This is a genomic window from Methylobacterium longum (assembly GCF_022179385.1).
GTDB lineage: Bacteria > Pseudomonadota > Alphaproteobacteria > Rhizobiales > Beijerinckiaceae > Methylobacterium > Methylobacterium longum.
The window spans coordinates 61,499-87,263 of the sequence record NZ_BPQS01000018.1 but is presented as its reverse complement, the minus strand read 5'-3'; the positions used below and the strand labels follow the sequence as shown (position 1 = coordinate 87,263).

Annotated in this window: 24 protein-coding genes; 18 read left to right on the top strand and 6 right to left on the bottom strand. The window is 69.5% G+C overall.

Annotated elements, in window-relative coordinates; all coding sequences use genetic code 11:
• The first annotated feature begins 53 nt into the window (after positions 1-53).
• Positions 54-1,046, top strand: a complete 993-nt coding sequence (locus MFF58_RS16900) for a DUF808 domain-containing protein (protein WP_238289917.1) — start codon at positions 54-56, stop codon at positions 1,044-1,046.
• A gap of 224 nt (positions 1,047-1,270) precedes the next feature.
• Here the strand turns inward: MFF58_RS16900 and MFF58_RS16895 are convergent, their stop codons facing one another.
• Positions 1,271-2,170: a LysR family transcriptional regulator gene (locus tag MFF58_RS16895; RefSeq protein ID WP_238289915.1), complete on the bottom strand. Its 900-nt coding sequence runs from the start codon at positions 2,168-2,170 to the stop codon at positions 1,271-1,273.
• 114 nt (positions 2,171-2,284) lie between these two features.
• Between MFF58_RS16895 and MFF58_RS16890 the strand changes: the two genes are divergently transcribed.
• The 3 genes from MFF58_RS16890 to MFF58_RS16880 are packed head-to-tail and all read left to right on the top strand — an operon-like array spanning position 2,285 to position 5,324.
• The gene (locus MFF58_RS16890) at positions 2,285-3,604 is read left to right on the top strand and encodes a CitMHS family transporter (RefSeq protein ID WP_238289913.1); all 1,320 of its coding nucleotides are present in this window, start codon (positions 2,285-2,287) and stop codon (positions 3,602-3,604) included.
• A 16-nt stretch (positions 3,605-3,620) separates the two neighbouring features.
• Positions 3,621-4,958 carry an acyclic terpene utilization AtuA family protein gene (locus MFF58_RS16885; RefSeq protein WP_238289912.1) on the top strand — a complete coding sequence of 446 codons (1,338 nt, stop codon included), beginning with the start codon at positions 3,621-3,623 and terminating at the stop codon, positions 4,956-4,958.
• 18 nt (positions 4,959-4,976) lie between these two features.
• Positions 4,977-5,324, top strand: coding sequence for an AtuA-related protein (locus MFF58_RS16880; RefSeq protein WP_238289911.1), 348 nt, complete (start codon positions 4,977-4,979; stop codon positions 5,322-5,324).
• An 86-nt stretch (positions 5,325-5,410) separates the two neighbouring features.
• Here the strand turns inward: MFF58_RS16880 and MFF58_RS16875 are convergent, their stop codons facing one another.
• Complete coding sequence (locus MFF58_RS16875) at positions 5,411-6,307, bottom strand: LysR family transcriptional regulator (RefSeq protein WP_238289910.1); 897 nt, start codon at positions 6,305-6,307, stop codon at positions 5,411-5,413.
• Between the two features lie 118 nt (positions 6,308-6,425).
• Between MFF58_RS16875 and MFF58_RS16870 the strand changes: the two genes are divergently transcribed.
• The 12 genes from MFF58_RS16870 to MFF58_RS16815 all read left to right on the top strand — a co-directional run bounded on the left by MFF58_RS16870 (position 6,426) and on the right by MFF58_RS16815 (position 20,460).
• Positions 6,426-7,376, top strand: coding sequence for an ABC transporter substrate-binding protein (locus tag MFF58_RS16870; RefSeq protein ID WP_238289909.1), 951 nt, complete (start codon positions 6,426-6,428; stop codon positions 7,374-7,376).
• A complete protein-coding gene (locus MFF58_RS16865; RefSeq protein WP_238289908.1) occupies positions 7,373-8,236 on the top strand; it encodes an ABC transporter permease in 864 nt (287 codons plus the stop codon). Before MFF58_RS16870 ends, MFF58_RS16865 begins: the two co-directional genes overlap by 4 nt.
• Positions 8,237-8,241: 5 nt before the next feature.
• Positions 8,242-9,024, top strand: a complete 783-nt coding sequence (locus MFF58_RS16860) for an ABC transporter ATP-binding protein (protein WP_238289907.1) — start codon at positions 8,242-8,244, stop codon at positions 9,022-9,024.
• Positions 9,024-9,938 (top strand): polysaccharide deacetylase family protein, encoded by a 915-nt coding sequence (locus MFF58_RS16855; protein WP_238289906.1) that lies wholly within the window; start codon positions 9,024-9,026, stop codon positions 9,936-9,938. The genes MFF58_RS16860 and MFF58_RS16855 overlap by 1 nt, the downstream gene beginning before the upstream one ends.
• A 31-nt stretch (positions 9,939-9,969) precedes the next feature.
• Positions 9,970-11,772: an allophanate hydrolase gene (gene atzF, locus MFF58_RS16850; protein ID WP_238289904.1), complete on the top strand. Its 1,803-nt coding sequence runs from the start codon at positions 9,970-9,972 to the stop codon at positions 11,770-11,772.
• Between the two features lie 225 nt (positions 11,773-11,997).
• A complete protein-coding gene (locus MFF58_RS16845) occupies positions 11,998-14,037 on the top strand; it encodes a YgiQ family radical SAM protein (protein WP_238289903.1) in 2,040 nt (679 codons plus the stop codon).
• Between the two features lie 433 nt (positions 14,038-14,470).
• Positions 14,471-15,241 carry a GntR family transcriptional regulator gene (locus MFF58_RS16840; RefSeq protein ID WP_238289902.1) on the top strand — a complete coding sequence of 257 codons (771 nt, stop codon included), beginning with the start codon at positions 14,471-14,473 and terminating at the stop codon, positions 15,239-15,241.
• Between the two features lie 88 nt (positions 15,242-15,329).
• Complete coding sequence (locus MFF58_RS16835; protein WP_238289901.1) at positions 15,330-16,574, top strand: MFS transporter; 1,245 nt, start codon at positions 15,330-15,332, stop codon at positions 16,572-16,574.
• Positions 16,571-17,491 carry an amidohydrolase family protein gene (locus MFF58_RS16830; RefSeq protein ID WP_238289900.1) on the top strand — a complete coding sequence of 307 codons (921 nt, stop codon included), beginning with the start codon at positions 16,571-16,573 and terminating at the stop codon, positions 17,489-17,491. The genes MFF58_RS16835 and MFF58_RS16830 overlap by 4 nt, the downstream gene beginning before the upstream one ends.
• Positions 17,492-17,538: 47 nt before the next feature.
• Positions 17,539-18,897 (top strand): MFS transporter, encoded by a 1,359-nt coding sequence (locus MFF58_RS16825; protein WP_238289899.1) that lies wholly within the window; start codon positions 17,539-17,541, stop codon positions 18,895-18,897.
• A 412-nt stretch (positions 18,898-19,309) separates the two neighbouring features.
• Entirely contained in the window at positions 19,310-19,705 is a 396-nt protein-coding gene (locus tag MFF58_RS16820; protein ID WP_238289898.1) for a TIGR02300 family protein, read from the top strand.
• A gap of 374 nt (positions 19,706-20,079) precedes the next feature.
• Positions 20,080-20,460 (top strand): hypothetical protein, encoded by a 381-nt coding sequence (locus MFF58_RS16815; RefSeq protein ID WP_238289897.1) that lies wholly within the window; start codon positions 20,080-20,082, stop codon positions 20,458-20,460.
• A gap of 145 nt (positions 20,461-20,605) precedes the next feature.
• On the opposite strand, the gene MFF58_RS16810 is transcribed toward MFF58_RS16815, so the two are convergent.
• Entirely contained in the window at positions 20,606-20,815 is a 210-nt protein-coding gene (locus tag MFF58_RS16810) for a cold-shock protein (RefSeq protein WP_238289896.1), read from the bottom strand.
• 267 nt (positions 20,816-21,082) lie between these two features.
• Here MFF58_RS16810 and MFF58_RS16805 point away from each other — a divergent pair, with 267 nt between their 5' ends.
• Both MFF58_RS16805 and MFF58_RS16800 read left to right on the top strand, forming a co-directional pair.
• Positions 21,083-21,367: a hypothetical protein gene (locus tag MFF58_RS16805; protein WP_238289894.1), complete on the top strand. Its 285-nt coding sequence runs from the start codon at positions 21,083-21,085 to the stop codon at positions 21,365-21,367.
• Positions 21,368-21,821: 454 nt separating this feature from the next.
• On the top strand, positions 21,822-23,186 hold the full coding sequence (locus MFF58_RS16800) for a helix-turn-helix transcriptional regulator (RefSeq protein ID WP_238289893.1): 1,365 nt from the start codon (positions 21,822-21,824) through the stop codon (positions 23,184-23,186).
• A gap of 183 nt (positions 23,187-23,369) precedes the next feature.
• Here the strand turns inward: MFF58_RS16800 and MFF58_RS16795 are convergent, their stop codons facing one another.
• From MFF58_RS16795 to MFF58_RS16785, 3 genes are all read right to left on the bottom strand, one after another.
• Entirely contained in the window at positions 23,370-23,513 is a 144-nt protein-coding gene (locus MFF58_RS16795) for a hypothetical protein (RefSeq protein WP_238289892.1), read from the bottom strand.
• A gap of 221 nt (positions 23,514-23,734) precedes the next feature.
• Entirely contained in the window at positions 23,735-23,923 is a 189-nt protein-coding gene (locus tag MFF58_RS16790) for a hypothetical protein (protein WP_238289891.1), read from the bottom strand.
• Between the two features lie 872 nt (positions 23,924-24,795).
• A complete protein-coding gene (locus MFF58_RS16785; protein WP_238289890.1) occupies positions 24,796-25,641 on the bottom strand; it encodes an alpha/beta hydrolase in 846 nt (281 codons plus the stop codon).
• Positions 25,642-25,765 lie beyond the last annotated feature (124 nt).

Sequence of the window (25,765 nt, the reverse complement as noted above, 5' to 3'; positions counted from 1 at the left end):
ATTCGGCCGAGGATCGTCTGTCTGGCGGACTCATCGCGGACGAGGGGAGACGTGTGAGCGTCGGATTGATCGCCCTGCTGGACGACGTCGCCTTCATGGTCAGGACGGCGGCAGCCTCCCTCGACGATGTCGCGGGACAAGCCGCCAAGGCTGGAACGAAGGCGGCCGGCGTCGTCATCGACGATGCGGCAGTCACACCCCGCTACGTCGTCGGTTTCGCGGCGGAGCGCGAACTGCCCATCGTCGGCCGGATCGCCCTGGGATCGCTCCGCAACAAGCTCCTGTTCCTGCTCCCGGGCGCCCTCGCCCTCAGCGCCTTCGCGCCCTGGGCGATAACGCCGCTGCTGATGCTGGGCGGCGCGTATCTCTGCTTCGAGGGCGCCGAGAAGGTCTACGAGGCCCTCGTCCCGCACGGCGCTCACGACGACGGGGCGGCTGGCCAGGACGGCGCCGGGAGCGATCAGGCTCGGGAGGACCGCCGGGTCGCCAGTGCCATCAAGACCGACTTCATCCTCTCCGCAGAGATCATGGCCATCACCCTCGCGGCGTTGCCGGAGGGCGATTTCTGGATGCGCGCGGCCGTGCTGGCGATCGTCGCCGTGGGCATCACCGCGGGCGTCTACGGCGTGGTCGCGCTGATCGTGAAGGCGGACGACGCGGGCTTGGCCCTGGCGCGCAGCACCGCGAAGCCGCCGTTCGGAAGCCTCGTCCGCGGCCTCGGACGCGGCGTTGTCAAAGGCATGCCGCTCCTGCTCACGCTCCTGGCCGTCATCGGTACGGCCGCGATGGTCTGGGTCGGCGGCGGCATCCTGATGCACGGCCTGGAAGCCTACGGCCTGTCGGCGCCGGCGCATGCCGCCCACGCGGCCGCGGTGGCTGCGGCGTCACGCCTGCCCTTCGCCGAGGGCTTGGTCACGTGGCTGGTCACGGCTTTGGCATCGGGGCTGATCGGGCTGGCGGTCGGCGGTCTGTTGATCCCGCTGACGCGCTTCGTCCTGGTACCGGCGTGGCACTTCCTGTCGGGCTCGTGGCGGCGCCGGCCCTGACGTCGACCGGCCGGCCGTCCCGCAGGCCGCGTCGCCCAGGCTTCATCGCTCAGGGCTCATCGCGCAGTTCGGCCGGCGGCCCGTCACCGAGCGCTGGCGCCTCAGCCCGGGCACGACCACCGCGCCGTCCGCTTCGGAGCCCGCGTCCGGCCGTTCGGGACGGCCGCGACGGACGTGCAGCACTCGCTCGGAGGATGCGCGTCGTTCCCGGGCAGAGCGTGACCTCAGGCGGGCGACCCCACGATCAGTCCCGTGAGCGTTCCGCAGAACGCTTCGGCGGCGGCAGGCAACGTCCGCCCCGCCTTCTTGATCAGGCAAACCGAACGCACGAACTGCGGATCGTCGATCAGGCGTGACCGAAGCTCGGGCTCAGCATGGATCTCGCGTGCCGAGCCCGGGAGGATCGTCAGGCCGAGGCCGGCCCGAACCATACCGACCGCCGTCATCATGTAGGTCGCCTCGCACGCGATCGTCGGCAGGCGCCCCGCGCCGACGAAGGCCAGGTCGACCACCGCCCGGACACTCGTGGCGGGGTCCATCAAGATGAGCGGGTATTCGGCGAGAACGTCGACCGTAACCTTCGGCAGCGCGCCGATCGGATGGCCGCGGGGATAGATCACGTGCAGGACATCGCTCGTCCGATACAGAACGCTGAGCTCCGGATCGCCAACGTCGCCGCCGACGATGCCCAGATCGACGTCCTCGTTTCGCACGAGGTCGAGCACCCGCTGCGCGATCGCGTCCTTGATGAGGAAGGTCACGCGCGGATGTTCGCTGCGGAACTGCGCGATCGCCTCGGCCAGCGCGCTCGCCGCGAAGGACGGCAGGGTGGCGACCCGGACGACGCCGTGGCGCCGGGCCGCGAGATCGCGGGTATCGATCACCACCGCGTCGAGGTCGCGCAGAACCCGCTGGAACACCGGCAGCAACTCGCGGCCCAGACGCGTCGGCGCGACGGTTCGGCTGGTACGGTCGAGGAGCCGGGCCGCGAGGGTCTCTTCCAGGCGCTGGATCTGTACCGTGAGCGCCGGCTGCGACAGGTTCAGCAGGGCGGCCGCGCGGGTGAAGCTGCCGGCCTGAACGACCGACACGAAGGCGCGTACGTGGCGGAGGTTCAGATCCATAACCTTTAACTATCGCTGCGATCCAACCTTTTCAATTGCGTAATGCAGTATCTTGCCGTTTCTTCCGGCGCAAAGGCGCTCGGCAAGAGCGCCGCATTCCACCGGGAGGATTGCATGCTGGCCCTGCTCGGCCTGTGCACGATCGTGCTGCTGCTCGCCGTCATCCTCACCAAGCGCATGTCCCCGCTCGTGGCGCTGATCGTCATCCCGGTCGCGGCCGCGCTGGTGGGCGGCTTCGGCCTCGACACCGGCAAGTTCGTCCTCACCGGACTGCAAAACCTCGCCGGTGTCGTCGGCATGTTCGTGTTCGCGATTTTGTTCTTCGGCATCGTCAGCGATGCCGGGATGCTCGATCCGATCATCGACCGCATCCTCGCGACGGTGGGCACGCGCCCAACCCGCATCGTGCCCGGCACCACCCTGCTGGCGCTTCTGATCCATCTCGACGGCTCGGGCGCCGTGACCTTCCTGATCACGATCCCCGCGATGCTGCCCCTCTACGATCGCGTCGGCATCGACCGGCGCATCCTGGCCTGCGCGGCCTCGATGGCGGCGGGCGTGAACTTCCTGCCCTGGACCGGGCCGATGATCCGCGCCTCCGCGGCTCTCAAGCTGCCGATCCCCGAGATCTTCTCGCCGCTGGTGCCGGTGCAGCTCGTCGGCCTCGCCTTCATCTTCGCGGTCTCCTACTGGCTGGGGCTTCGCGAGGAGCGCCGTCTCGCGCTCGCGCCGCGCCTCGCCGCCGCCGGGGCCGCCCCGGCGCCGGTTGCCGCCCGCACCTTGAGCGACGCGGAGCGGGCCCTGCGCCGGCCGCGCCGGTTCTGGATCAACATCGTCCTCACGGCCGCCGTCCTCGGAACGATGGTGTTCATGGCCGAGAAGGTGCCGCCGGCCCTGATGTTCATGCTCGGCACGGCACTGGCGCTGATCATCAACTACCCGCAGGTCGACGCCCAGAGGCAGCGCATCGACGCCCACGCCAAGGCCGCGATCCTGATGGCGTCGATCCTCCTGGCGGCCGGCGTGTTCACCGGGATCATGCAGGGCACCGGCATGCTCAAGGCGATGGCCCAGACCGCCGTGACCTTCGTGCCGCCGGAGATGGGGCGCCACATCCCCTTCGCGCTCGGCCTCGTATCCATGCCGCTGTCGATGCTGTTCGACCCGGATTCGTTCTATTTCGGCGTCCTGCCCGTGGTGTCCGAGGTCGCCCAGCAGCTCGGCGTGCCGCCCGTGCAGGTCGCCCAGGGAGCCCTGCTCGGCCAGATGACGACGGGATTTCCCGTCAGCCCGCTGACGCCGGCGACCTTCCTGGTTTGCGGCCTGACCGGGATCGACCTCGCGGACCACCAGAAGTTCACCTTCCCGTTCCTGCTCGCGGCCTCGGTGGTGATGACCCTCGCCTGCGTCGCCCTCGGCGTCTTTCCCCTCTGACCGCGGAGATCGATCCATGAGAACCGTCAGCCTGGGGGCCGGCGCGGGCTATGCCGGCGACCGTATCGAGCCCGCCATCGAACTCGCCGAGAGGGGTACGATCGACTACCTCGTCTTCGAGTGCCTCGCCGAGCGCACCATCGCCTTGGCGCAGCAGGCGAAGCTTCGGGATCCCGAGGGCGGCTACGACCCGCTTCTCGAGGCGCGCATGCGGGCGGTGCTCGCACCGTGCCGACGGCGCGGCATCCGCATCGTTACCAACATGGGCGCGGCCAACCCGGTCGCCGCAGCGCAGAGGACACGGGCGCTGGCGCGGGAGCTGGGTCTCACGGGGTTGCGGATCGCCGCGGTCACCGGCGACGACCTCCTCGACGCGGTTCGGGCCGGGGACTTCACGTTGGAGGAGAGCGGCGCGCCGGTGACCAGCCTCGGCAACCGCATCGTCTCAGCCAACGCCTATCTCGGCGCCGCTCCGATCGTCGCCGCGCTCGCGGAGGGGGCCGACGTCGTCATCACCGGCCGCGTCGGCGATCCGGCCCTGTTCCTCGCGCCCTTGATCCACGCGTTCGGCTGGCCGATGGACGATTGGGAGCGGCTCGGCCGCGGCACCCTCGCGGGCCACCTGCTCGAATGCGCCGGCCAGATCACCGGCGGCTATTTCGCCGATCCGGGCTGCAAGGACGTTCCGGGTCTCGCCCGCCTCGGCTTCCCGATCGGCATCGTGGCTGAGGACGGTACGGTCGAGATCACGAAGGTCGCGGGTTCGGGCGGCCACGTCAGCCTCGCCACCTGCAAGGAGCAGATGCTCTACGAGGTGCATGACCCGGCCCGCTATCTTCAGCCGGACGTCGTCGGCGACTTCTCCGAGGTCGAAATGGAGCAAGTCGGTCCGGATCGCGTGCGGGCGACCGGGGCGACGGGCTCGGCGGCGACCGGCCTCCTGAAGGTCTCGGTCGGGTACGTGGACTCCTACATCGGCGAGGGGCAGATCTCTTACGCCGGACCCGGCGCTCTCGCCCGCGGTCGCCTCGCCCTGGAGGTGGTGCGCGAGCGCCTGGCGCTCACCGCCGTGGCGACGAGCGAGTTGCGCTGCGACCTGATCGGCGTCGATGCGCTGCATGGGGAGGCGCTGTCGCGCGGGCCGGAACCCTACGAGGTCAGGCTCCGCGTGGCCGGTCGGACCGAGACCCTCGCCGAGGCGGTGCGGATCGGCAACGAGGTCGAGACGCTCTACACCAACGGGCCGGCCGGCGGCGGCGGCGCCTGGAAATCGGCCCGCGAGGTCGTGGCCGTGCAATCGGTCCTCGTTCCGGCCGCGCTCGCCCGGCCGCGTGTGCAGTTCGTCGAGGCCTGAGGGCCGGGGGATCCAAGGATGAAGCTGCGTGCGCTCGCCCATACCCGCACGGGGGACAAGGGCAACACATCGAACATCGCGCTGATCGCCTACGACCGCGCGGATTACGACCACCTCGCGGCGCATGTGACGCCCGAGCGGGTGAGGGAGCACTTCCGCGGGATCGTCACCGGCGAGGTCATCCGCTACGCGCTGCCCAAGATCGGGGCGCTGAACTTCGTGATGACGGGCGCCCTCGGCGGGGGCGTGACCCGCTCGCTGGCGCTCGACGCGCACGGCAAGGGGCTCGGCTCGGCCCTGCTCGACCTGGATGTTCCGGACCGGACCCCGTCGGACTTCGCGCAGACCGGCCATTCGTCGGCGTGAATCTCCCACCATCGTGGTCGCCGCTCCCTTAGAAGGCGGGGATCGATGTACCGATCACTGCCGGGGCCATCCAGCCGGACGCCGCGTCAGGCCGCTTCGCGGTTGAGCCGAACGACGAGCTGATCAGCAAATTTCGCCGCGGCGACGGAGAGTGATCGCCCGCGCAATTGCGCGAGAACCAGCGTCATCGGCGTCAGGTCGCGGATGTCGATCGGCCGGCTGTGCAGCCTCTGATCCTGGGGGATGCCACTCGGGATCTGGAGGCTGACAACATCCTCGCGCAGCGTGAGATTGCGCAGAAATTCGAGCGATCCCGACTCGACGGCCGGCCGAAGCTCGACGCCGCGACGGGCGAGCGCCTGCTCGATGTGATGGCGGATGGCCAGCGAGTGGTCGGGTAGTGCGAGGGCGTGGGCGAGGCATTCGCGCAGCCGTACCGGCCCCGTCTCTGACGCCAGCGCATGTCGCTTGCGCATCAGAGCGCAGAGGATCTGGTGTCCGGAAAAGAGCGGATGGAGTTCCGCCGAGGGCGGCGGCTGCAGGATCAGGGCGAGATCCGCCTCGAACGCCGCCAAGGCGGTCACAGCCTGCGCGTGGTCGCGGACCTGTACCGTGAAGCCGACCTGGGGAAAGCGGGCGCGGTAAGCCTCGACCTCCGCGGGCACCACCTGCGTGACGAAGGCTTGGCTGCAGGCGAGCGACACGTGACCCCGGCGCACGCCCGACAGGTCGGCGATCTGCGACCGGACCCGCTCGAGATCCGCCGCCTGGTCGCGGATGTGCCTGGCGAAGAGCTCGCCGGCTGCGTTGAGCCGCATCCCCTGGGGCAGGCGTTCGAAGATTGGCGTGCCGAGCTCGTATTCGAGGTCCTGGATCTGCCGCGTCAGAGCCGACGGGGTCAGGTTCAGCCGTTCCGCCGCCCGTCGGATCGAACCGGCCCGGGCGATCTCGGACACGTAGGTGACGGTGCGCAGGTGCTTCACACCGACATCCTGCCGTGCTGTTGCGCTGAAGGCAACGGAACGGTCAGGAAATAGCACTTCCTCGCAACAGCCCTCCCGCTTAGCGTCGCGGATATCGGGACTCTGCAGGAGCCGTTCGATGATCCGCCGCCGTACTCTTCTGGCCGGCCTGGGAGCCGGCCTCGCCCTCGGACCCTTGTCCCGCGCCCGCGCGCAGGGCACCCCCGTCACGATCCGGATGGGATCGCTCAAGCTGATCCACTCGATCGCGCCGAGCTTCTACGAGCGCTTCACCCCCGCGGGCGTGCGGGTCGAGGTCGTGCCCTTCGAGAGCCCGACCGAGTGCAAGAACGCCGTCGTCACCAAGTCGGTCGATTTCGGCACCTTCGGCATCGCCGCGGCGACGCTGGGCGCCGCCGCCGGGGAGCCGGTCGTGGTGATCGCCTCGACCTGCAACCGCGGCATGGCGGTGATCGCCAAGAAGGATTCCGAGATCCACGCCATCAAGGATCTGCGGGGCAAGCGGGTCGCGATCTGGCCCGGCAGCACGCAGGAGGTTTTCGTCCTGGAGCGCATGCGCATGGAGGGTCTCTCCGTGAAGGACATCACGCCCGTGCGGATCTCCTTCTCGGAGATGCACATCGCGCTGGCTCGCGGCGACGTCGACGCCTATGTCGGCGCCGAGCCCGGCCCGGGCGTGAGCCTCGCCTCCGGCATCGGCCAGCTCGTCGAGTACCCCTACGGCACCGAGATGGGCGCGCTGAACATGGTGTTCGGCGCCCATCGCGACACGCTGACCGAGCGGTCCGACCTCGTGCGGACCATGCTGGAGATCCACCGGAAGGCCACGGATTTCGCAGCCGGCGATCGCGACGCGGTGATCGCCATGGCGGTCGCCAAGCTCGGGCAGAAGCGCGAGGCGCTGGAACTCTCCGCCCCGAACGTCGAGCTGACCTGGCGGCTGGGACCCGACGAGGTCCGGCAGGCCGGCGCCTACGCCCAGCACATGCTCGCGCTGAAGCAGATCAAGCGCCTGCCGGAGCCCGGCTTCATCGACACCCGTTTCGTCGACGCGATGGGACGGGCGTGAGCACCGGGATCGAGGCCGGCGCCCTGCCGGTGACGGCGACGCCGGCCACCGGCTACCGGGCCGACCGGACCCGGCCCGGGCTCGCCCATCTGCGTCGGCTGGCTCTGGCCTGCGTCGTGCCGGCCGCGCTCGCCGCGGTCTGGCAGTTCACCACCGCGGGCCGGCCCTACAGCCTGATCCCGCCGCCCGCGGAGGTCTGGGCCGAACTGCAGGACCTCGCGGTCGGCGGCGTCAACGACGACGCGTTCAGCGGCACCCTGTGGACCCATCTCGCGGCCTCTCTCGGGCGCGTCTACGGCGGCTTCGCCCTGGCGGCCGCCGCCGCCCTGCCGCTCGGACTGCTGATCGGCCGCGTCCCGGTGATCCGCGCGCTCTTCGATCCCGTGCTGCAGGTCCTGCGACCTGTCCCGGTCACCGCGTGGCTGCCGCTGGCGATGATCCTGTTCGGCCTTGGGCCGCGCTCAGCCTTCTTCCTGGTGTTTCTCGGGGCGTTCTACCCGATCCTGGTCAACACCGTGTTCGGAGTCCGCTCGGTGGAGCCGCGCCTGTTCGAGGCGGCCGCGATGCTGGGCTGCACCGGCCCGGCGCAGTTCGTCCGCGTGGTGCTGCCGGCGGCCCTGCCGTCGATCTTCACCGGCCTGCGGCTGGGCCTGGGCTTCGCCTGGGTGGTGATCGTGGTCGGCGAGATGACCGGCGTCCAGACCGGCCTCGGCGCGATCATCATGGAAGCACGCCAGCTCTCGCGCACCGAGATCGTGATCTGCGGCATGGCGGTGATCGGGGTCGCGGGGTTCGTCTCGGACTGGCTGGTCATGCAGCTCGGCCGCCGCCTGCTCGCCTGGAGCCCCAACCATGGGTGAGACCGATGGCTGATCCCACGATCCCGATCCTCGACATGCGCGCGGTCTCGAAGACCTACGCGGCGGGCGGGCGCCGGACCGAGGCCCTGCGCGAGGCCGACCTCACGGTCTCCCGCGGCGAGTTCGTCTGCCTGCTCGGCGCTTCGGGCTGCGGGAAGTCGACGCTGCTGCGGGTCGCCGCCGGCTTCGAGGCGCCGAGTTCCGGCGAGGCCCTGATGTGGGGCAAGCCCATCGCCGGGCCGGGGCCGAGTCGCGGCATGGTCTTCCAAGATTACGGCCTGTTCCCGTGGCTGACCGTGCGCGACAACATCGGCTTCGGTCCGAAGGCGCGCGGGCGGCCCGCCGCCGAGGTGCGCGAGGTCGCCGAGCGCTACATCGCCCTGGTCGGTCTCCAGGCCTTCGCCGACGCCTACCCGCACCAGCTCTCTGGCGGGATGAAGCAGCGGGTCGCCATCGCCCGCGTGCTCGCCAACGAGGCCGAGGTGGTGCTGATGGACGAGCCCTTCGGGGCGCTCGACGCGATGACCCGCGAGCGCCTGCAGGACGAGCTGCTCGACCTCTGGTCGCGCACAAGCCTGACGATCCTGTTCGTCACCCACGCCATCGAGGAGGCGATCTTCTTGGCCGACCGCATCGTGATGATGTCGCCGGGGCCCGGGCGGATCGAGGCGGTGCACGACGTGGACCTGAAGCGGCGGCGCGACGTGTCGAGCCCGGCCTTCAACGACCTGCGCCGGATGCTGGCGGCCCAGCTCCACAGCCACCACGCCCCGCGGGCTGCCGCCTGATGGACAGCGCCTTCGACGATCCCCGCCGGCCCGAGAACCGCCTGGCCTACCACGCCGCCATCGACCGGCCGCGCCTGACCCTGCCCGGCGGCAAGCACGTCGCCGTCTGGCCCGTGGTCAATGTCGAGCACTGGCTGATCGACCACCCGATGCCCCGCCAGATCCTGGTGCCGCCGACCGCCGCGAGCCTGCTGCCGGACATCCCGAACTGGGCCTGGCACGAGTACGGCATGCGGGTCGGCTTCTGGCGGTTCCTCGAGGCGTTCACGAGCCGCGGCATCCGCCCGACCCTGTCGATCAACGGCTCGGTCTGCACGGCCTACCCCCGGATCGCCGAGGCCGCCCATGCGGCGGGCTGGGAGTTCATGGCCCACGGCTTCCACCAAGTCCCGACCCACCGGGTCACGGACCAGCCCGGGATGATCGCCCGCACGGTCGCGACGATCACCGAGGCCACGGGGCATCCGCCGCGCGGCTGGCTCGGTCCGGGCCTGACCGAGACCCTCGACACGCCTGATCACCTCCACGAGGCCGGCATCGAGTATGTCGGCGACTTCGTGGTCGACGACCGTCCCTGCCGGGTGGCGACGCGCACCGGGTCCCTCGTCGCGCTGCCTTACTCGGTCGAGCTGAACGACATCCCGCTCCTCGCCATCCAGCACCACAGGGCCGACGAGTTCGTGGACCGGGCGCTCGCCAACCTCGATCGCCTCGCCGCGGAGGCCGCGGGTTCCGGCCCCCTCGCCGGTGCCAAGGTGATGGGCTTCGCGATCCATCCGTACATCACCGGCGTCCCGCACCGGATCGGCCTGCTGGAGCGGCTGCTCGATGCCCTCCTGGGGCGTCGCGACGTGGCCTTCATGCAGGGGGCTGAGATCCTCGACTGGTATCGCGCCACCGGCGACCAGAGCTGACCTTCGAGCGGGCCTGAGACGAGGAGCTGCCGTGCCCCCCTTCCCGACGATACCGCTCCTGCACGCGGCCTACGCGGCGGGCCTCGACCCGCGCGCCGTCGTGGCCGAGGCCTACCGGCGGCTCGCCGCGGTGGACGATCCCGGCATCTTCCTCGCTCTCGTGCCGGAGGCCGAGGCCCAGGCGGACGCGGCCGCGCTGCCGCGCTTCGATCCCCAAGCCATGCCGCTCTGGGGCGTGCCCTTCGCGGTCAAGGACAACATCGACGTGGCCGGCCTGCCGACCACGGCCGCTTGCCCGGACTTCGCCTACACACCGGAAGAGACCGCGACCGCGGTGACGCGCCTGCGCGCGGCCGGGGCGATCCTGATCGGCAAGACCAACCTCGACCAGTTCGCCACCGGGCTCGTCGGCCTGCGCACGCCCTACCCGGCTCCGCGCAACGCCATCGATCCACGCTACGTGCCGGGAGGCTCCAGCAGCGGCTCGGCGGTCGCAGTCGCCCATGGGATCGTCGCCTTCGCCCTGGGGACCGACACGGCGGGTTCGGGGCGGGTACCGGCGGCGCTCAACAACGTCGTGGGTCTGAAGCCGTCGCTCGGATCGGTCTCCAGTCGCGGCATGCTGCCGGCCTGCCGCACCCTCGACACGCTCTCGGTCTTCGCCGGCACGGTCGCCGACGCCGACGCGGCCTTCCGCGTGATGCTCGGTCCGGACGGGGCCGATCCCTGGTCGCGGGGACTGCCCGTAGCCGCAACGCCCGCCGGTCTTCCCCCCGGCCTGCGATTGGGCGTGCCGGATGCCGCCGGTCTCCGGTTCGAAGGCGACGCGCTCTCGGAAGCGGCGTTCGCGGCGACCCGGGCCGATCTCGAAGTGCTGGCGGGCGCGGCGGCGGCGATCGATTTCGCGCCGATGTTCGCCGTCGCGGCGCTACTCTACGACGGGCCCTGGGTCGCCGAGCGCTACGCGGCGATCCGCCCGGTCTTGGAGACGCGCCCCGGGATCCTGCATCCGACCACGCGGGCGGTGATCGGAGCAGCCGATCGCTTCAGCGCCGCGGACGCCTTCGTGGGCCTCTACAGCTTGGCGGAGCTGCGGCGCTCCGCGGATGCGGTCTGGGACCGTGTCGACGTGCTCGCCGTGCCGACCTACCCGCGTCCGCAGACCCGCGCCGCGCTGGAGGCCGATCCCATCGGGCCGAACAGCGAGCTCGGCACCTACACCAACTTCGTCAACCTGCTCGACTGGTGCGCCCTCGCGGTCCCGGGGCGTCCCCGCACCGACGGCCTTCCCGCAGGAATCACCCTTCTCGCCCCCCGCGGGTCCGACGGGCTGCTGGCGGCGCTGGGGGCGCGGCTGCATGCTGCGGCCGGCGGCCGGATCGGCACCGGCACGATGCCCGTGCCGGGGGTCGAGCCCGGCCCGGCCCGGGCCCTGCCGGGGGAGATCGAGTTGGCGGTCGTCGGCGCGCATCTGTCGGGTCTGCCCCTGAACCGCGAACTGGCCGAGCGCGGCGCGCGGTACCTGCGGACGGTGACGACCCGGCCGGACTATCGCCTCTACGCGCTCCCGGGCGAGCCGCCCCAGCGCCCGGGGCTGCTCCGGGTCGCCAGCGGCGGCGGTGCCATCGAGACGGAGGTGTGGGCGCTGCCGCCCGCCGCCTTCGGCACCTTCGTGGCCGGCATCCCGGCACCGCTCGGCATCGGCACTCTGCGGCTCGCCGACGGGACAGCGCCGAAGGGCTTCCTGGTCGAGGCGGCCGGCGTCGCGGGCGCGGTCGACATCACGCAGTTCGGTGGCTGGCGCGGCTACATGGCCGGTCGTGCCGCGGCCTAGCGGGCCCGTCGCTCGCGAGGGCCTTCTGCACCTGAGGGACCGGCTACGCGGATCGCCTAGCCGGCCCCGAGATCCCGTCCGCCCGGCACACCGCGTCCTCGATGCGCTCGGCGACGTGCGGCCCCTCAGGCGCAAGCACGGACCGGCCGCTTCGCTCCGAGAGCGACACAGGCGCGCCTTGCCGTTCGTTGAGCTCGGCGCCGCGGTGGCCTATGCAGTGGCGCCATGGAACTCCAAGCTCCCGCCAAACACGTCTTGGCCGCCCTCGCCACCAAGGCGCTGCCCCCCGGAAAGGCGGCGCCGTTCCTGCCGATGAGCCGCGCCGAGATGGCGGCGCTCGGATGGGACGCCTGCGACATCGTGCTGGTGACGGGCGACGCCTACGTGGATCATCCCAGCTTCGGCATGGCCATCATCGGCCGGCTGCTTGAGGCCCAGGGGTTCCGGGTCGGCATCATCGCGCAGCCCGACTGGCAATCCGCGGAGCCGTTCAAGGCGTTGGGCAGGCCGACGCTGTTCTTCGGCGTCACCGGCGGCAATCTCGATTCGATGGTGAACCGCTACACGGCGGACCGTCGCCTCCGTCATGACGACGCCTACACGGCGGGCGGAGAAGGCGGCCGGCGCCCGGACCGCTCGACCATCGTCTACACGCAGCGCTGCCGCGAGGCCTACAAGGACGTGCCAATCATCCTGGGCGGCATCGAGGCCTCGCTCCGCCGCATCGCCCACTATGATTACTGGTCCGACAAGGTGCGCCGCTCAATCCTGGCGGACGCGAAGGCCGATCTGCTCATCTACGGCAATGCCGAGCGCGCCGTCGTCGAGGTGGCGAACCGTCTCGCGGCCGGCGAGGCGCCGCACGAACTCCACTCCGTCCGGGGCGTCGCCCTGTTCCGCCGCGTGCCCGAGCATTACACGGAGCTGCCCGCCGACGATCTCGATTCGACCGACGAGGCCGCCGCCCGTCGCCCCGGCGAGACCGTGATCCGGCTCCCCGCCTACGAGCAGGTCAAGGACGACAAGGAGGCCTATGCGCGCGCCTCGCGGGTGCTCCACCGGGAGGCCAACCCCGGCAACGCACGCCCCCTCGTCCAGCGCCACGGCGACCGCGACCTGTGGCTGAACCCGCCGCCAATCCCGCTCTCCAGCGAGGAGATGGATGCGGTCTACGATCTGCCCTACGCCCGCGCCCCCCATCCCTCCTACGGCGACGCGAAGATCCCCGCGTGGGACATGATCAAGTTCTCGGTGACCATCATGCGCGGCTGCTTCGGCGGCTGCACCTTCTGCTCCATCACCGAGCACGAGGGCCGCGTCATCCAGAACCGCTCGGAAGGCTCGATCCTGCGCGAGATCGAGAAGATCCGCGACAAGACGCCGGGCTTCACGGGCGTGATCTCGGATGTCGGCGGGCCGACGGCGAACATGTACCGGATGGCCTGCAAGGACCCGAAGATCGAGGCCGCGTGCCGGCTTCCGTCCTGCGTCTTCCCGGACATCTGCCCGAACCTGAACACCTCGCACGACGACCTGATCCGGCTCTATCGCAAGGTCCGGGAGGTGAAGGGCGTCAAGAAGGTGATGGTCGCCTCCGGCGTGCGCTACGACCTCGCGGTCCGGAGCCCCGAATACGTCAAGGAGCTCGTGACCCATCACGTCGGTGGCCGTCTCAAGATCGCGCCCGAGCACACCGAGCGCGGCCCCCTCGACCTGATGATGAAGCCGGGGATCGGCACGTACGACCGCTTCAAGGAGATGTTCGACGCCGCCGCCAAGCAGGCCGGCAAGAAGTACTACCTGATCCCGTATTTCATCGCGGCGCATCCGGGCACGAACGACGAGGACATGATGAACCTCGCGCTCTGGCTCAAGAAGAACGACTATCGCGCCGATCAGGTCCAGACGTTCCTGCCCTCGCCCATGGCGACCGCCACGACCATGTACCACACCGAGATCAATCCGTTGCAGGGCGTGCGGCGCGGCGGTAGCGAGCCGGTCGACGCCATCAAGGGGATGCGGCAGCGCCGGCTGCACAAGGCGTTCCTGCGCTACCACGATCCCGAGAACTGGCCCCTGTTGCGCGAAGCGCTGCGGGCGATGGGCCGCGCGGATCTCATCGGGCCGAGGCCGGACCAGCTCATCCCGCTCTCACAGCCGCCGGGCGTGGGCTCCGGCGCGGGCAAGGCGGGAGGCCAGCCGCGACCCATGCGCCATCCGGGCGCGCCGCGTTTCACCACGAAGGGCGTGCCCCTGCGGAAGTGACGGTCTCGCGCGCGAGCCGAACTTGCGTTCCGACGCGTTTCCCCGCGCGGTTCAGACGCGCGGCGGCTGGTCGTCGCCCGCAGGGTCTGGTCCAATTCGAAGACCGACGGACGCGCTCGGGCCGATCCACTCCGGCCATCGACGGCGCTCCTCCCCGCGACCGCACATCGCCCGAGGCTGAACCGTCAGGTCACCCTGGGTCGGATCCGACCGGGTCGTGCATCGACGACCTAACGGAGCGGTGTGGCCCGTCTCCAATGCCGGACGAATGCCGGATCGCCACTCTGGGCGGCTGAGGACCGTCTGGTGGAAGCGCAGGCGCGGCTACAGAAGCCCCATAGCCAGCTTCCGAAACCTGCCCCGGATTCCGACAAGCCTCGCATTGGCAGACGGTCCGCACGGTCATACAGTCATACACATGACCGGGACCGCCATGCCCAAGACAGACTCGCCCAAGACAGACTCGCCCCAGACCGCCCTGCCCCAGACCGACCTGCGCCTGCCGCTCTACCAGCGCCTCCGCGACGAGATCGCCTACAGAATCGCGCGCAACGTCTGGCGCTCCGGCGAGCCGATCCCGACCGAGGCCGAATTGGCGGCCTCGCACGGAGTCGCCATCGGCACGGTGCGGAAGGCGATCGATGCCCTCGTCGCGGATGGTCTGGTGGAACGACAGCAGGGTCGTGGCACCTTCGTCCGGCGTCCGCGCTTCGACCGGTCCCTGTTCCGCTTCTTCCGACATCTCGATGCAGAGGGTGCGCAAGCTGTCCCGGAGGGTCGTATCCGGGCTCGGAAAGCCTGTCGGGCGTCCGAGGCCGTCCGTACCGCGCTGGGTCTCGAGACCGGCGCCCAGGCGATCTGCCTGCTGCGGACCCGGCTCGTCGAGGGCCGCCCGATCCTGTCGGAAGAGATCTGGCTGCCGGCCCTGCGGTTCGCCCCCTTGCTGAATGCGCCGCTGCCGGAGATCGGCGACCTGCTCTACCCCGCCTACGAGCGCCTCTGCGGAGAGATCGTCGCCCGTGCGGAGGAAACCTTGACGGTGGGCTCCGCGAACGAGGCCGACGGCGAGAACCTCGGCCTCGCGCAGGGCGCCCCCGTGGTGCTCATCGAGCGCCTCGCCTTCGGCTTCGACAGCCGCCCGATCGAGTGGCGCCTGACCCGCGGCGCGGCCGCGGGCTTCCGATATCACGTCGACATCCGCTGACACCGGCAGGCCCCTTGACGGTCCACCGGTTCCAAGTTCATATATTCATATAAATGACTAGTCCTCTTAAGGGGACGGAGGAACGCCCGTGTTTGGCTGGTACCGTGAAATCGGTCCGGCGGAACGTCGCACCTTCTGGGCCTGTCTGGGCGGGTGGTCGCTCGACGCTTTCGACGTGCAGATGTTCGGCCTCGCGATCCCGGCCCTGATCGCGACCTTCGGGCTGAGCCGCTCGGATGCCGGATTGATCGGCGCCGTCACCCTGCTGGCGGCGGCGCTCGGCGGGTGGATCGGCGGCGCGCTGTCGGATCGGATCGGCCGTGTCCGCGCTCTAAAGATCACGGTGCTCTGGTTCGCCGTCTCGACCTTCCTGGCGGCCTTCGCACAGAGCTTCGCCCAGCTTCTGAGCCTGAAGCTGCTTCAGGGGCTCGGTTTCGGCGCCGAGTGGGCGGCCGGCGCCGTGCTGATGGCCGAGGCTATCCGGCCCCGGCATCGCGGCAAGGCTCTGGGTGCCGTCCAGGGTGGCTGGGCGATCGGCTGGGGCGCGGCCGTGCTTCTCTCGACCGCTGCGTTCTCGGCCTTCGAGCAGGGGACGGCTTGGCGCCTCCTGTTCGCGTGCGGTCTCGCGCCCGCGCTCCTCATCCTCTACGTCCGCCGCTCCGTTCCCGAACCCGCTCGTCGACACGCTGCAGCCGAGCCTCAGGCGCCGGCCACTCCGCTCGCGATCTTCGCGCCGGGCATGCGCCGGGTCACGATCATCGGGGCGCTGCTGGGTCTTGGCGCGCATGGCGGCTTCCACGCCCTGTTCACGTGGCTTCCCACCTACCTGAGCGCCGAGCGCGGCACCTCCGTGCTCGGCACCGGCCTCTATCTCGGGATCATCATCGCGGCGTTCGGTCTGGGCTGCCTCGTCGCCGGCAGCTTGGTCGACAGGCTCGGCCGACGGACGACCGTGGCGATGTTTGCCATCGGCTGCATGATCCTGGTGGCGCTCTACCTGCTAGTCCCCGTCGACGGCACCGTCCTGCTCCTGCTCGGTGCGCCCCTCGGCTTCTGTGCGGCCGGGATCCCGGCGAGCCTCGCGGCGCTGTTCAGCGAACTCTTCCCGGCCGGCCTGCGGGGGACGGGGATGGGCTTCTGCTACAATGCCGGACGCTTCGCCTCGGCGGTGCTTCCCCTCGGTGTCGGCCTGCTCAGCGAGATCCTCGGCCTCGGCCCGGCGATCGGCGTGTCCGCCCTGGCCGCCTACGGGCTCGTACTCCTTGCTGTCACCCTTCTGCCGGACGCGCGAGCCGACGATGCGCGCCCCGCACATCGTGAGTTGACCCGATGAATCGGCGCACCTTCTGCCGCGACATGCTCGCGGGCGGTCTCGCACTGACCCTGGCCCGGCCGAGCGGCGCGGCCTCTGGCACGTCGGGCACGCCGGGCGCGTCGGGCATTGTGGCGGTGGACACCCACGCCCACGTCTTCACCCGCTCCCTCGCCCTGGCGGGTGAGCGGCGCTACGCCCCCGAGTACGACGCCAGCATTGCCGACTACCTCGCGATGCTGGACCGCAACGGCCTGTCGAACGGCGTGCTGATCCAGCCGAGCTTCCTCGGCACCGACAACAGCTACATGGTCTCGGCCCTGCGCCAGGAGCCGAAGCGGCTGCGCGGCATCGCCGTCCTCGCGCCGGAGGCCGAGGCCGCGACCATGCGCGACTTGGCCGAGGCGGGGATCGTGGGTCTGCGCCTGAACCTGATCGGCCGGCCCGACCCCGCCTTCGGCACCCCGGCCTGGAAGACCCATCTGGCACGGGCGAAGGAACTCGGCTGGCAGATCGAAGTCCAGGCCGAGGCGCGGCGTCTCGGCGGCCTCCTGCCGCCGCTCGTCGAGGCGGGTGTGCCGGTGGTCGTGGATCATTTCGGCCGCATCGACTCCGCCCTCGGCGTCGCCGATCCCGGCTTCGGCCGACTGCTCGGCTTTGGGGCCGGCGGGGGCGTCTGGGTGAAGCTGTCCGGGGCGTATCGCAACGGCAGCGGCGAAGCGGGGCAGCAGACGGCTCGGGAGGCGGCCGCGCGCCTGCGCGAGGCCTTCGGTCCGCAGCGGCTTCTCTGGGGCAGCGACTGGCCCCACACGCAGTTCGAGACGAAGGCCAGCCCCGCTGAGGCGCGACGCGACCTCGATGCCTGGGTGCCGGATGCGGCCGATCGCCGGATCATCCTCGCCGACACGCCGACGCAACTCTTTCGCTTCGACCGGTAGGGCCGCCACGGGCTCAGACCATCCGTCATCAGAGGAGGGACACGACCATGGCAGAGACGACCACGCCGCTCGCGGCACCCGCGGACGCCTTCGAGGCCCGGACGATGCGCAAGGTGGGCCTGCGCCTGATCCCGTTCCTCGTGCTCTGCTATTTCATCGCTTACGTCGACCGGGTGAACGTCGGCTTCGCGGCGCTGACCATGAACCGCGATCTCGGCCTCTCCACCGCGGCCTTCGGCCTGGGCGGGGGCCTGTTCTTCGTCGCCTACGTGCTGTTCGAGGTACCGAGCAACCTAGCCATGGAACGCGTGGGCGCGCGGATCTGGATCGCCCGGATCATGATCACCTGGGGCCTCGTGGGGATCGGCTCGGCCTTCGTCACCGGGCCGGTGAGCTTCGCGGTCGCCCGCTTCCTGCTCGGTGCCGCCGAGGCCGGCTTCTTCCCCGGCGTCATCCTCTACCTGACCTACTGGTTCCCGAAGGCCTACCGGGCGCGCATCGTGGCGATGTTCATGGTGGCGATCCCGCTCTCCAGCTTCTTCGGCTCGCCGCTCTCGGCCGCCCTGCTTACCCTCGATGGCGCGGCGTCCCTGCGGGGCTGGCAGTGGCTTCTGATCTTGGAGGCCGTGCCGGCGATCCTCCTGGGCTTCGCGGCCCTCGCACTCCTGCCGAGCCGGCCCGCGGGGGCGACGTTCCTCAGCCAGGAGGAGCGGGCTTGGCTGACCAACCGGCTGGACGCCGAGCGCCGGTCGGCGGAGGCTGCGGCTCCTCACCACGCGCACGGCCTCGCGGCGGTCTGGGCCGTGCTCGCCAATCGGCAGGTCTGGCTGCTGGCCGTGATCTACGCGGGCAGTTCGGCGACCAGCAACACGCTGTCGCTGTGGATGCCGCAGATCCTCAAGGGGTTCGGGCTCAGCAACCTGGAGACCGGTTTGCTCAACATGATCCCGTTCGGCATCGCCTCGGCGTTCATGATCTTCTGGGGCCTGCGCGCCGACCGCAGCGGCGAGCGCATCTGGAGCACGGCCTTGCCGCTGGCCTTGACCTCGGTCAGCTTCGCCCTGACGCTCCTGACGGGGTCGCTCTGGGCCACGCTGGTGCTGCTGTCGCTGGTCCTGCTCGGCAATTACGCCATCAAGGGACCGTTCTTCGCCCTGGCCACCGAGACGCTGCCACCGGCTCAGACGGCGGCCGGCATCGCCGCCATCAACACGCTGGCGCATCTCGGGACCGGCGCGATCACCTCGCTGATCGGCCTGCTCCGGGAGCAGACCGGGAGCTTCCCCGTCGCCCTGCTTCCGTTGTGCGTCCTCACCGGCGTCGGATGCGCCCTGGTCTTCTGGATCGGTCGCAACCAGTTGCCGGAGCAGAAGGTTCACGCCGCCGCGCCGATCGCCCGGGCTTGAGCGGAAACCCCTCGTCCCATGCCGCGCCCGCGCTGCCATGGGACGTCCGCGGATCGCCGTTCTCCCAGATCCGGTGGGTGGCGATCTTCGATCCGTTCGCGTCGGCCGCTCGAGCCCGCCTCCCGGCTTCGGCTCGCCGCAAGTCCCGGTCGTTCGCGGCCTCCGTCGCCCGCCCCGCAAAGCGGATTTCGCGCAGGACACGCCGTGGCGCGGGCGGGCGTCTGCCCGCCGGCACACGTCGGCGGGCCATCGCCGGCAGCGGGACGCCCACCGGCGCGTATCCTCCACCCGAATCCGGACCAGCCCGACGTACAGCAGGCTCGTCTGTCGCCGCCCCGTGCTAGAGGAAGCGGACGGCGCGCTGGTCATCCAGCGTCGAACGTCCCCGAACGTTCCCCCATGGAGAAGCGCAGTGGCCCATCCGGACCTCGGCACGAAGCGGATCTGCCCGACGACGGGCAGGAAATTCTACGACCTCAACAAGTCCCCCGTGATCTCCCCCTATTCGGGCGAGATCGTCCCGATCTCCCCGTCGACGTCCTTCGCCAGGGCGGCGCCCCCCGTGGCGGCGCGCAAAGCGGCCCCGACCGACGACGAAGAGGAGACGGACGGCCCGGAACTCGTCTCGCTGGATGAGGTCGAGGCCGAGGAAGCCGGTAAGGAGGCCGACGGCGAGGCCGAGGGCGATGATGCCTTGGAGATCGAGGACGAGGGCGACGGGGGCGAGGATGACACCCTCGTGGTCGACGAGGACGACGAGGACAGCACCGACCTGATCGAGGTCAACGACGACGATGACGACCAGTAGCCGCGCTCGAGCGTATCGCTCCAGCGGCCGGGCGCCGATCCGGCCGCGGTCTCGGCCGCTGTCCGATCGGCTCGCCCATGGGCAGGGCCCGATCGGATGATGCCGCGCGGCCGATTCCGTGAGGGCGACGTCGAAAATCGCACCGCCCCCGATCGGGACGCCCGTGCCGATGGCCGGATCCCCGCGCGCGGCGTCGTGCGACATCCGCGACATGCCAGATCCGGCTTCGGCGGCCGCACCACCCTGACAGCGCGGAGGGGCACATCATCGAAGCAACTCATGGGCAAGGCTCTCGCCGGGTGACACCCCCGCAGAACATCGCCGCACTCGCGCAAGGCCGGGCCTGCGGTTCCTGTACGATCTGTTGTCGGGTCTTGGAGATCGCGGTCCTCGACAAGCCCGCGGGGATCCTGTGCCGCCACAACACCGGCACGGCGTGCGGGATCTACCCGGAGCGTCCGGAGGCGTGCGCCCGGTGGCACTGCCTGTGGCGCAAGATCGGAGCCCTGCCGGATGAACTCAGGCCGGATCGATCGGGCGTGATGTTCTCGCTGGAGACCCGGTCACCGACCGCTGAGGCTCCCGACGAGGCCTGCATCGTCGGTCGCGCGGTGGAGGGCGCTCAGGCCTTCGACAGCTGGGAGGTGGAGGAGGCGTTCGCGATGTTCGCTCGCGAGGGGTCGCTGCCGGTTTGGAAGGTCTCCGGCCGAGACGTCATCCTGGTGAGCCGGGGCGGAGGGAACCCTGCGCGGTGACAGCGTCGATGGGCGATGCCGTACAGGTCTTCAGGTCCACCCGCGCGAGCCGATACTCGACTTGGCTCGCGGGGATGTCGGGACGGAGGGTCCGCTGACCCGGTCGGGACGACGCGCGTTGGCCGCCGTCCCGACCGAGGAAGGCTCAGGCGTTCGTCAGATTGGCGGCGCTTTCCTTGCCGCTGCGCCGGTCAGCCTCGACCTCGTAGGAGATCTTCTGTCCCTCGATGAGGTTGCGCATTCCAGCGCGCTCGACCGCCGAGATGTGCACGAACACGTCCTTGCCGCCGTCGTCGGGCTGGATGAATCCGTAGCCCTTCGTCTCGTTGAACCACTTCACAGTACCGGTAGCCATGGCGATAACCCTAATCGTCGGCTCGCCGAGGTGGCGTGCCGTGAGCGTCGAACCGGCCGTACTGGCCGACCGTTCCATGCTTAGCACGGTCTGGCGGGAACCGGGCGCGCTGTCGCACGAACCGTGACGGAAGTTTCCGGGTTCGCTGCGGCTGCCCCATGCGGCGGGCTATCTTTGCGGCTCACGGAGGCGCAGGATGTCGGTATCGGCGAGAAAGTGCCGCAAGCTTCGGGCTCGCGGTCTCGACTGTAGCGGACAGGCGCGCGAATGGCAGATGTCGTGAGCTTCCCGGCCGGCCGCCGCTCCTCCTGCGCGCTGACACCCTACCGGGCCTACCGGTTCGCGCCGGATGGCAGCGTCAGGTCGACCATCCCGATCGAGGCCGCCACCGATGCGGACGCGGCCGAGCGTGCTTTTCACCTGAGCGACGGGGACCGCGTCGAACTCTGGTCGCGCGCGCGCTTCGTAGCCCACGTGGGACCGCTGGACGGCCCCGTGGCGACCTCGATCGCCCTCCTTGAAGACGAGCCGACGCGCGATCCGTCAGCGTGAGTTCTCGCGGGGGATCGGCAGCAGGACGCCGGGACGAGCGGCCGCATCCTCGGCGTGTAGGCGAGGTTGGCGCGTGTTCCAGTCGAGGTGCAGGCGCGCTGGCCTCCTGCGGCATGACTTCTCCTCGGGACGCGACCGACTGCCGGACGTCGTTGCCGGGATGACCCGGCTGCGCCGTTCAACCCAAGCCGGCCCCTATCGCGGACGTGAGTGACGGGCGCCGCTCGCGAAGGGATGGATGCCGGTGCATGAAGCGATGCGCGGCAGCCGAGCCACCATGCCTGCGGCGCGGGTCATCGAAACAACGGCAGCTCGAATCCGAGCAGACCGAGGCCGCAAACGAGCATCCCGCCGCTGAGACCTTCGAGCCGAGCTTGGTAAGCCGGCCATCGTGACGCGGAAGCCGCGATTGCTGCGCCGAGGGCGAGGGCGCCGAGACTGAGGCCGAACATCGATGGAAACCTGCTCACCAGCCGGGGCAGCCAAGTCGGCTACAGCTGTGGGAAAATCGTTTCCAGCATTCAATTTTTTGCGTGACGCGCCATCTCCCATTTGGGGCATTATATTAGCTGTTATTTACACCTTCCGCGCCAACGGAATGAGCATATGGCGATCTGAGTCCGCTTTCGATGCTGCAACTGAAAAACAAAGAAAACGGAATATCCAATCCGGGCGACAGGCTCCGGCTGCGAGCAACGCGATGAATATTCTCGCTTGGAACGAGGCTGTCGATGCCGTCTACAGGGCGGCGGCCGAGCCTCTTCGCTGGCCGGAAGCCTTGCATCAAGTGGCCATCTTATTCGATGCCATGGGCGCCACTCTGCTTCATCGGCATGACGACGGCCGCATCGGCGTGATCGTCTCGCCCACTCTGTCGGCGTTGAATGAGGAGTATGGTCGTCGCTGGCAGCACCTCGATGTGCGCGCCGAGCGGGTTCTGAGCGCAATCGCGAGCGGGCGGCGGGATGTTCAGGCCGATCACACCGTCTGCACCGCGACAGAGGTGGCGACCCTGCCGATCTACCAGGACTTCCTGATTCCGAACGGCATCGGCTGGAGCGTGGGCGTGTCCGTCTCGCCGACGCCTGAAATCGCGGTCGCCCTGTCGCTGCTCCGAAGCCTCGGCAAGCCCACCTTCTCCGATGCCGAGCAGGAGCATGTTCTGGCGTTCAGCCGCCACATCGAGCGTGCGCTCAGCCTCTCCATCCGGCTGATGGATGCAGAGGCAGAGAACCTCTCGCTGGCCGGCGCACTCGACCGCCTCGATTGCGGTGTCTTCATCCTCGATGCGGACCAGCGCATCCTGACATCCAATGCCAGGGCCGGCGCTCTGCTGGGACGCGGCTTGATGGCTTTGGACGGGCGCCTGACCGCGCGCAGCGCCCAGACGCGGCGGGCGCTTCAGGACCGGCTTGTCGCGCGTTTCACGGGTCAGGAGCAAGGTCGGGCGCTGCCCGGGACCCTCGTCTTGGAGAACGGCGAGCACAGCCTCCTGCTGCAGATCATGCCGCTGCCCGTCGTGCCCGGGCCTTCATCCCTTCAGACGGCGAGCACGATCGTCCTCGTCGTGGAGACGGGACACGGCCGGCCGTTCGACCCCGCGGTGGTCCGTGACGTGTTCCAGTTGACGTTGGGGGAAGCGCGGTTGGCGGCGCTGATCGGCGCCGGCGTGTCTCCCGGGAAGGCAGCAGAGACCCTGGGCATCTCGGAGAACACGGTCCGCACCGTCCTGAAACGGGTGTTCGAGAAGATGGGCGTCTCCCGCCAGAACGAATTGGCAGCGCTCTTGGGCAAGCTGTTCATGCTGCGCCAAGGGTGAGTGCCCGAGGAGGCGCAGCGCGGCGAACAGAACGCGATCGGGGCCGCCACCGGCCCGCTGGTTGCGACGACGAAGACCGCAAGCTCTATCGACTGCTTCGTGTCCATCGGAACCTCCCTCGGTTCGTCGGTTGGAGCAGTCTAGCACAGGCCATCCGCATCTCTGCCGGGGACACCCGACGACTCAGTTGATCGCCCAAACCAGCGGCAGCGCGCCGGCGAGGAACAATGCGGAGGAGAGGAGCACGGCGAAGCGCTCGCGATGGCGGCAGACGAACGCGCGACGGTTGGCGAACATGACGGGTCCAGATCGGAGGAAGCGTGTCACGCTCGCTCCTGAACCTTGACCGATCGGGGGCACTCGGCACTGTCCACAGGCGGTCGCCGACACATGTCACCGCCGAGCCACATGCGGGTGGGTGGCGCTGAGCGCATCGTGGGACGACCGCCGCGCAGGAAGAGCGCCCGTGCGGCGGCCGTCATGCCCGCCATTGGCCGTTCCAGAGGCGCGGGCCCCCGGGGTCGCTGCGCCGAGGTCGAGCGGAGCCGCTACGGCCGCTTGGCCCGGTCTGCTTCTTCGGCCGTGACCGCTTCCACCGCCGCGATGACGTTCTCCAACTCGGCCACCTGACGCAGGGTGCTCCCGGCCGGCAATCCATCCTGCTCGGCCATTGCCAGGATGAGCGTGCGCTGATGCGCCTTGAGGCGTTCGAGGAGGGCGTCGAGCTTATTGGACATAGGCGGGCTGTAACCGGGCGAACTGCATTCGACAATCTGCGATGCTCAACCTGCGCTGATTGCTCCGCTACGCCGCCGCCTGCACGGCGGTAGCGGCCAGACCCTGTTCAAAGCGCGCGTCCGTCCGGGTCTTCCCGCCGTCGTTCGAGACCGCCACGGACAGGGGCGCTCACGCGACCGGCGGGACAGGTCCCGGATTCGGATCTCACCTTGGGCGGCCGTGCGCCGCCCATCAAAGCGGCGGAGCCGATCCCCCGCCGCTCCCCCTCTCGTCAATCCCGGCGCCTGGGCCGCGTGTCGCCCGCTGTCCTTACAGGCCCATCAGAACGCCGGCCGAGCCGGCGATCGTCATCGCGAGGCCGCCCACGAAGGCGCCGATCATCGCGTAGGAGAAACCCTTCAGGACCATGTCGAACACTCCTTATGAAGCGGCGGGCCCTCCGAGCGGCCCGATGAATTCGCCTGCCATGAAGATGCCGGATCCGCCGATTGCGTGCAGTGCGATGAGTCACGCTGCAGCGCGGAACCAACCTGGGACGCGCGCCTCCAGCGCCGCGCTACCGTCAGCGGATCCTGCGTCCGACTGATCCGCGGCGATGGAAGGGGTCCGGCTTTTGGTCGGGCTTTTGAGCCTTGAGAACGGACAAGATGGCAGAGCACCCGACGCCCGAAGAATGTGATGCCCGGCTGCGGCGGGCGGATGCGTTGAGCGCACGAAGCCGGAGCGTACCCGATGCGATCCGCGCGACTGGCCTGCGAGGGCGTGCGCGGGTGGGGGCCTCGTCCTCGCCTCGCGTTCAGCCACGCGACGTAGCCCGCGACGCGACCGCGATTGAACCTTCCACGACGCTGACACGGCGCGGCGCGATGGATTAATCCGCACAATCTTTCGGATGGCTATTCATCTTTGCTCGGCTCACGAAGCGGTCGATATCGCCTGAGACTGTGGACCACACAGAGAAGGGAAAGAGTATCTTATCGACAATTTGACCATGGCCGAGGCCCGCATAGATATGCGTCTCGACCTCGTGCCCGAGTTTGCGGATCCGGTCGGACAATGCGGTCGTACTCACCGGCAGGACGATCGTATCGTCTGCGCCGGTGAGCAGCAGCAGGGCGGGCTGTCGAGGGGAGCAGCCGTGGATCGGTTCCATGTCAGGGCCGGCGCCCGAAAACACCTCGTGATCCGCCTGTTCGGTCATCGATGAGATGGCGTATGGTCCCGCAATACCGATGACACCGGCCAAAGCACCCGGTTCCGAGCCGGCCTGTGCGAGCCATTCCGGGTACAGAGCCAACATGGTCGCCGCCCAGGCCCCGGATGAATGCCCGGCTACGACGACGCGTCGAGCGTCGCCGCCGAACTCATGAGCGTGCCCGATCGTCCATGCCACCGCGGTGGCCGTGTCGGCGAGAATGTCCGGCAGCTTGGCTGTCGGGAAGTGGCGATACTCCGGCACGACGACGACGTAGCCTTTCCGGGCTAGAGCTGCGCCGACATAGGCAACGCCTTCCTTGGATCCGTTCCGCCAACCGCCGCCATAGAAGAAAACGACGACCGGGTGTTCGCCGCCCTCCTTGGGCCGGTAGATGTCGGCCAGATTGGATCTGCTCGGCCCATACGCGACGTTCCGCTGCACTTCGGAGGATAGCGATGGAAAAAGATTACAAACCGCAATTATCAGATGTGCGAATTTGGTCCCCAGATCCCAGATCATCGTTGTTCGCATCCAGATATTCATTGGGTGGCGGTGACCCGGCTGCACTCGATGCCGCCGGTGTCCCGGAGGACCGAGCGGCCGTCGGCCTTGCGGTAGTACCGGGCACCCTTGGCGGGACGCG

Bases quoted from the DNA above. Each gene is read 5' to 3' on its own strand.
- MFF58_RS16785 (WP_238289890.1), bottom strand. From the start codon at position 25,641: ATGATCTGGGATCTGGGGACCAAATTCGCACATCTGATAATTGCGGTT.
- MFF58_RS16890 (WP_238289913.1), top strand. From the start codon at position 2,285: ATGCTGGCCCTGCTCGGCCTGTGCACGATCGTGCTGCTGCTCGCCGTC.
- MFF58_RS16825 (WP_238289899.1), top strand. From the start codon at position 17,539: ATGGCAGAGACGACCACGCCGCTCGCGGCACCCGCGGACGCCTTCGAG.
- MFF58_RS16855 (WP_238289906.1), top strand. From the start codon at position 9,024: ATGGACAGCGCCTTCGACGATCCCCGCCGGCCCGAGAACCGCCTGGCC.
- MFF58_RS16895 (WP_238289915.1), bottom strand. From the start codon at position 2,170: ATGGATCTGAACCTCCGCCACGTACGCGCCTTCGTGTCGGTCGTTCAG.
- MFF58_RS16805 (WP_238289894.1), top strand. From the start codon at position 21,083: ATGGCAGATGTCGTGAGCTTCCCGGCCGGCCGCCGCTCCTCCTGCGCG.
- MFF58_RS16860 (WP_238289907.1), top strand. From the start codon at position 8,242: ATGGCTGATCCCACGATCCCGATCCTCGACATGCGCGCGGTCTCGAAG.
- MFF58_RS16840 (WP_238289902.1), top strand. From the start codon at position 14,471: ATGCCCAAGACAGACTCGCCCAAGACAGACTCGCCCCAGACCGCCCTG.
- MFF58_RS16845 (WP_238289903.1), top strand. From the start codon at position 11,998: ATGGAACTCCAAGCTCCCGCCAAACACGTCTTGGCCGCCCTCGCCACC.
- MFF58_RS16790 (WP_238289891.1), bottom strand. From the start codon at position 23,923: ATGTCCAATAAGCTCGACGCCCTCCTCGAACGCCTCAAGGCGCATCAG.
- MFF58_RS16880 (WP_238289911.1), top strand. From the start codon at position 4,977: ATGAAGCTGCGTGCGCTCGCCCATACCCGCACGGGGGACAAGGGCAAC.
- MFF58_RS16810 (WP_238289896.1), bottom strand. From the start codon at position 20,815: ATGGCTACCGGTACTGTGAAGTGGTTCAACGAGACGAAGGGCTACGGA.
- MFF58_RS16885 (WP_238289912.1), top strand. From the start codon at position 3,621: ATGAGAACCGTCAGCCTGGGGGCCGGCGCGGGCTATGCCGGCGACCGT.
- MFF58_RS16870 (WP_238289909.1), top strand. From the start codon at position 6,426: ATGATCCGCCGCCGTACTCTTCTGGCCGGCCTGGGAGCCGGCCTCGCC.
- MFF58_RS16830 (WP_238289900.1), top strand. From the start codon at position 16,571: ATGAATCGGCGCACCTTCTGCCGCGACATGCTCGCGGGCGGTCTCGCA.
- MFF58_RS16800 (WP_238289893.1), top strand. From the start codon at position 21,822: ATGGAAACCTGCTCACCAGCCGGGGCAGCCAAGTCGGCTACAGCTGTG.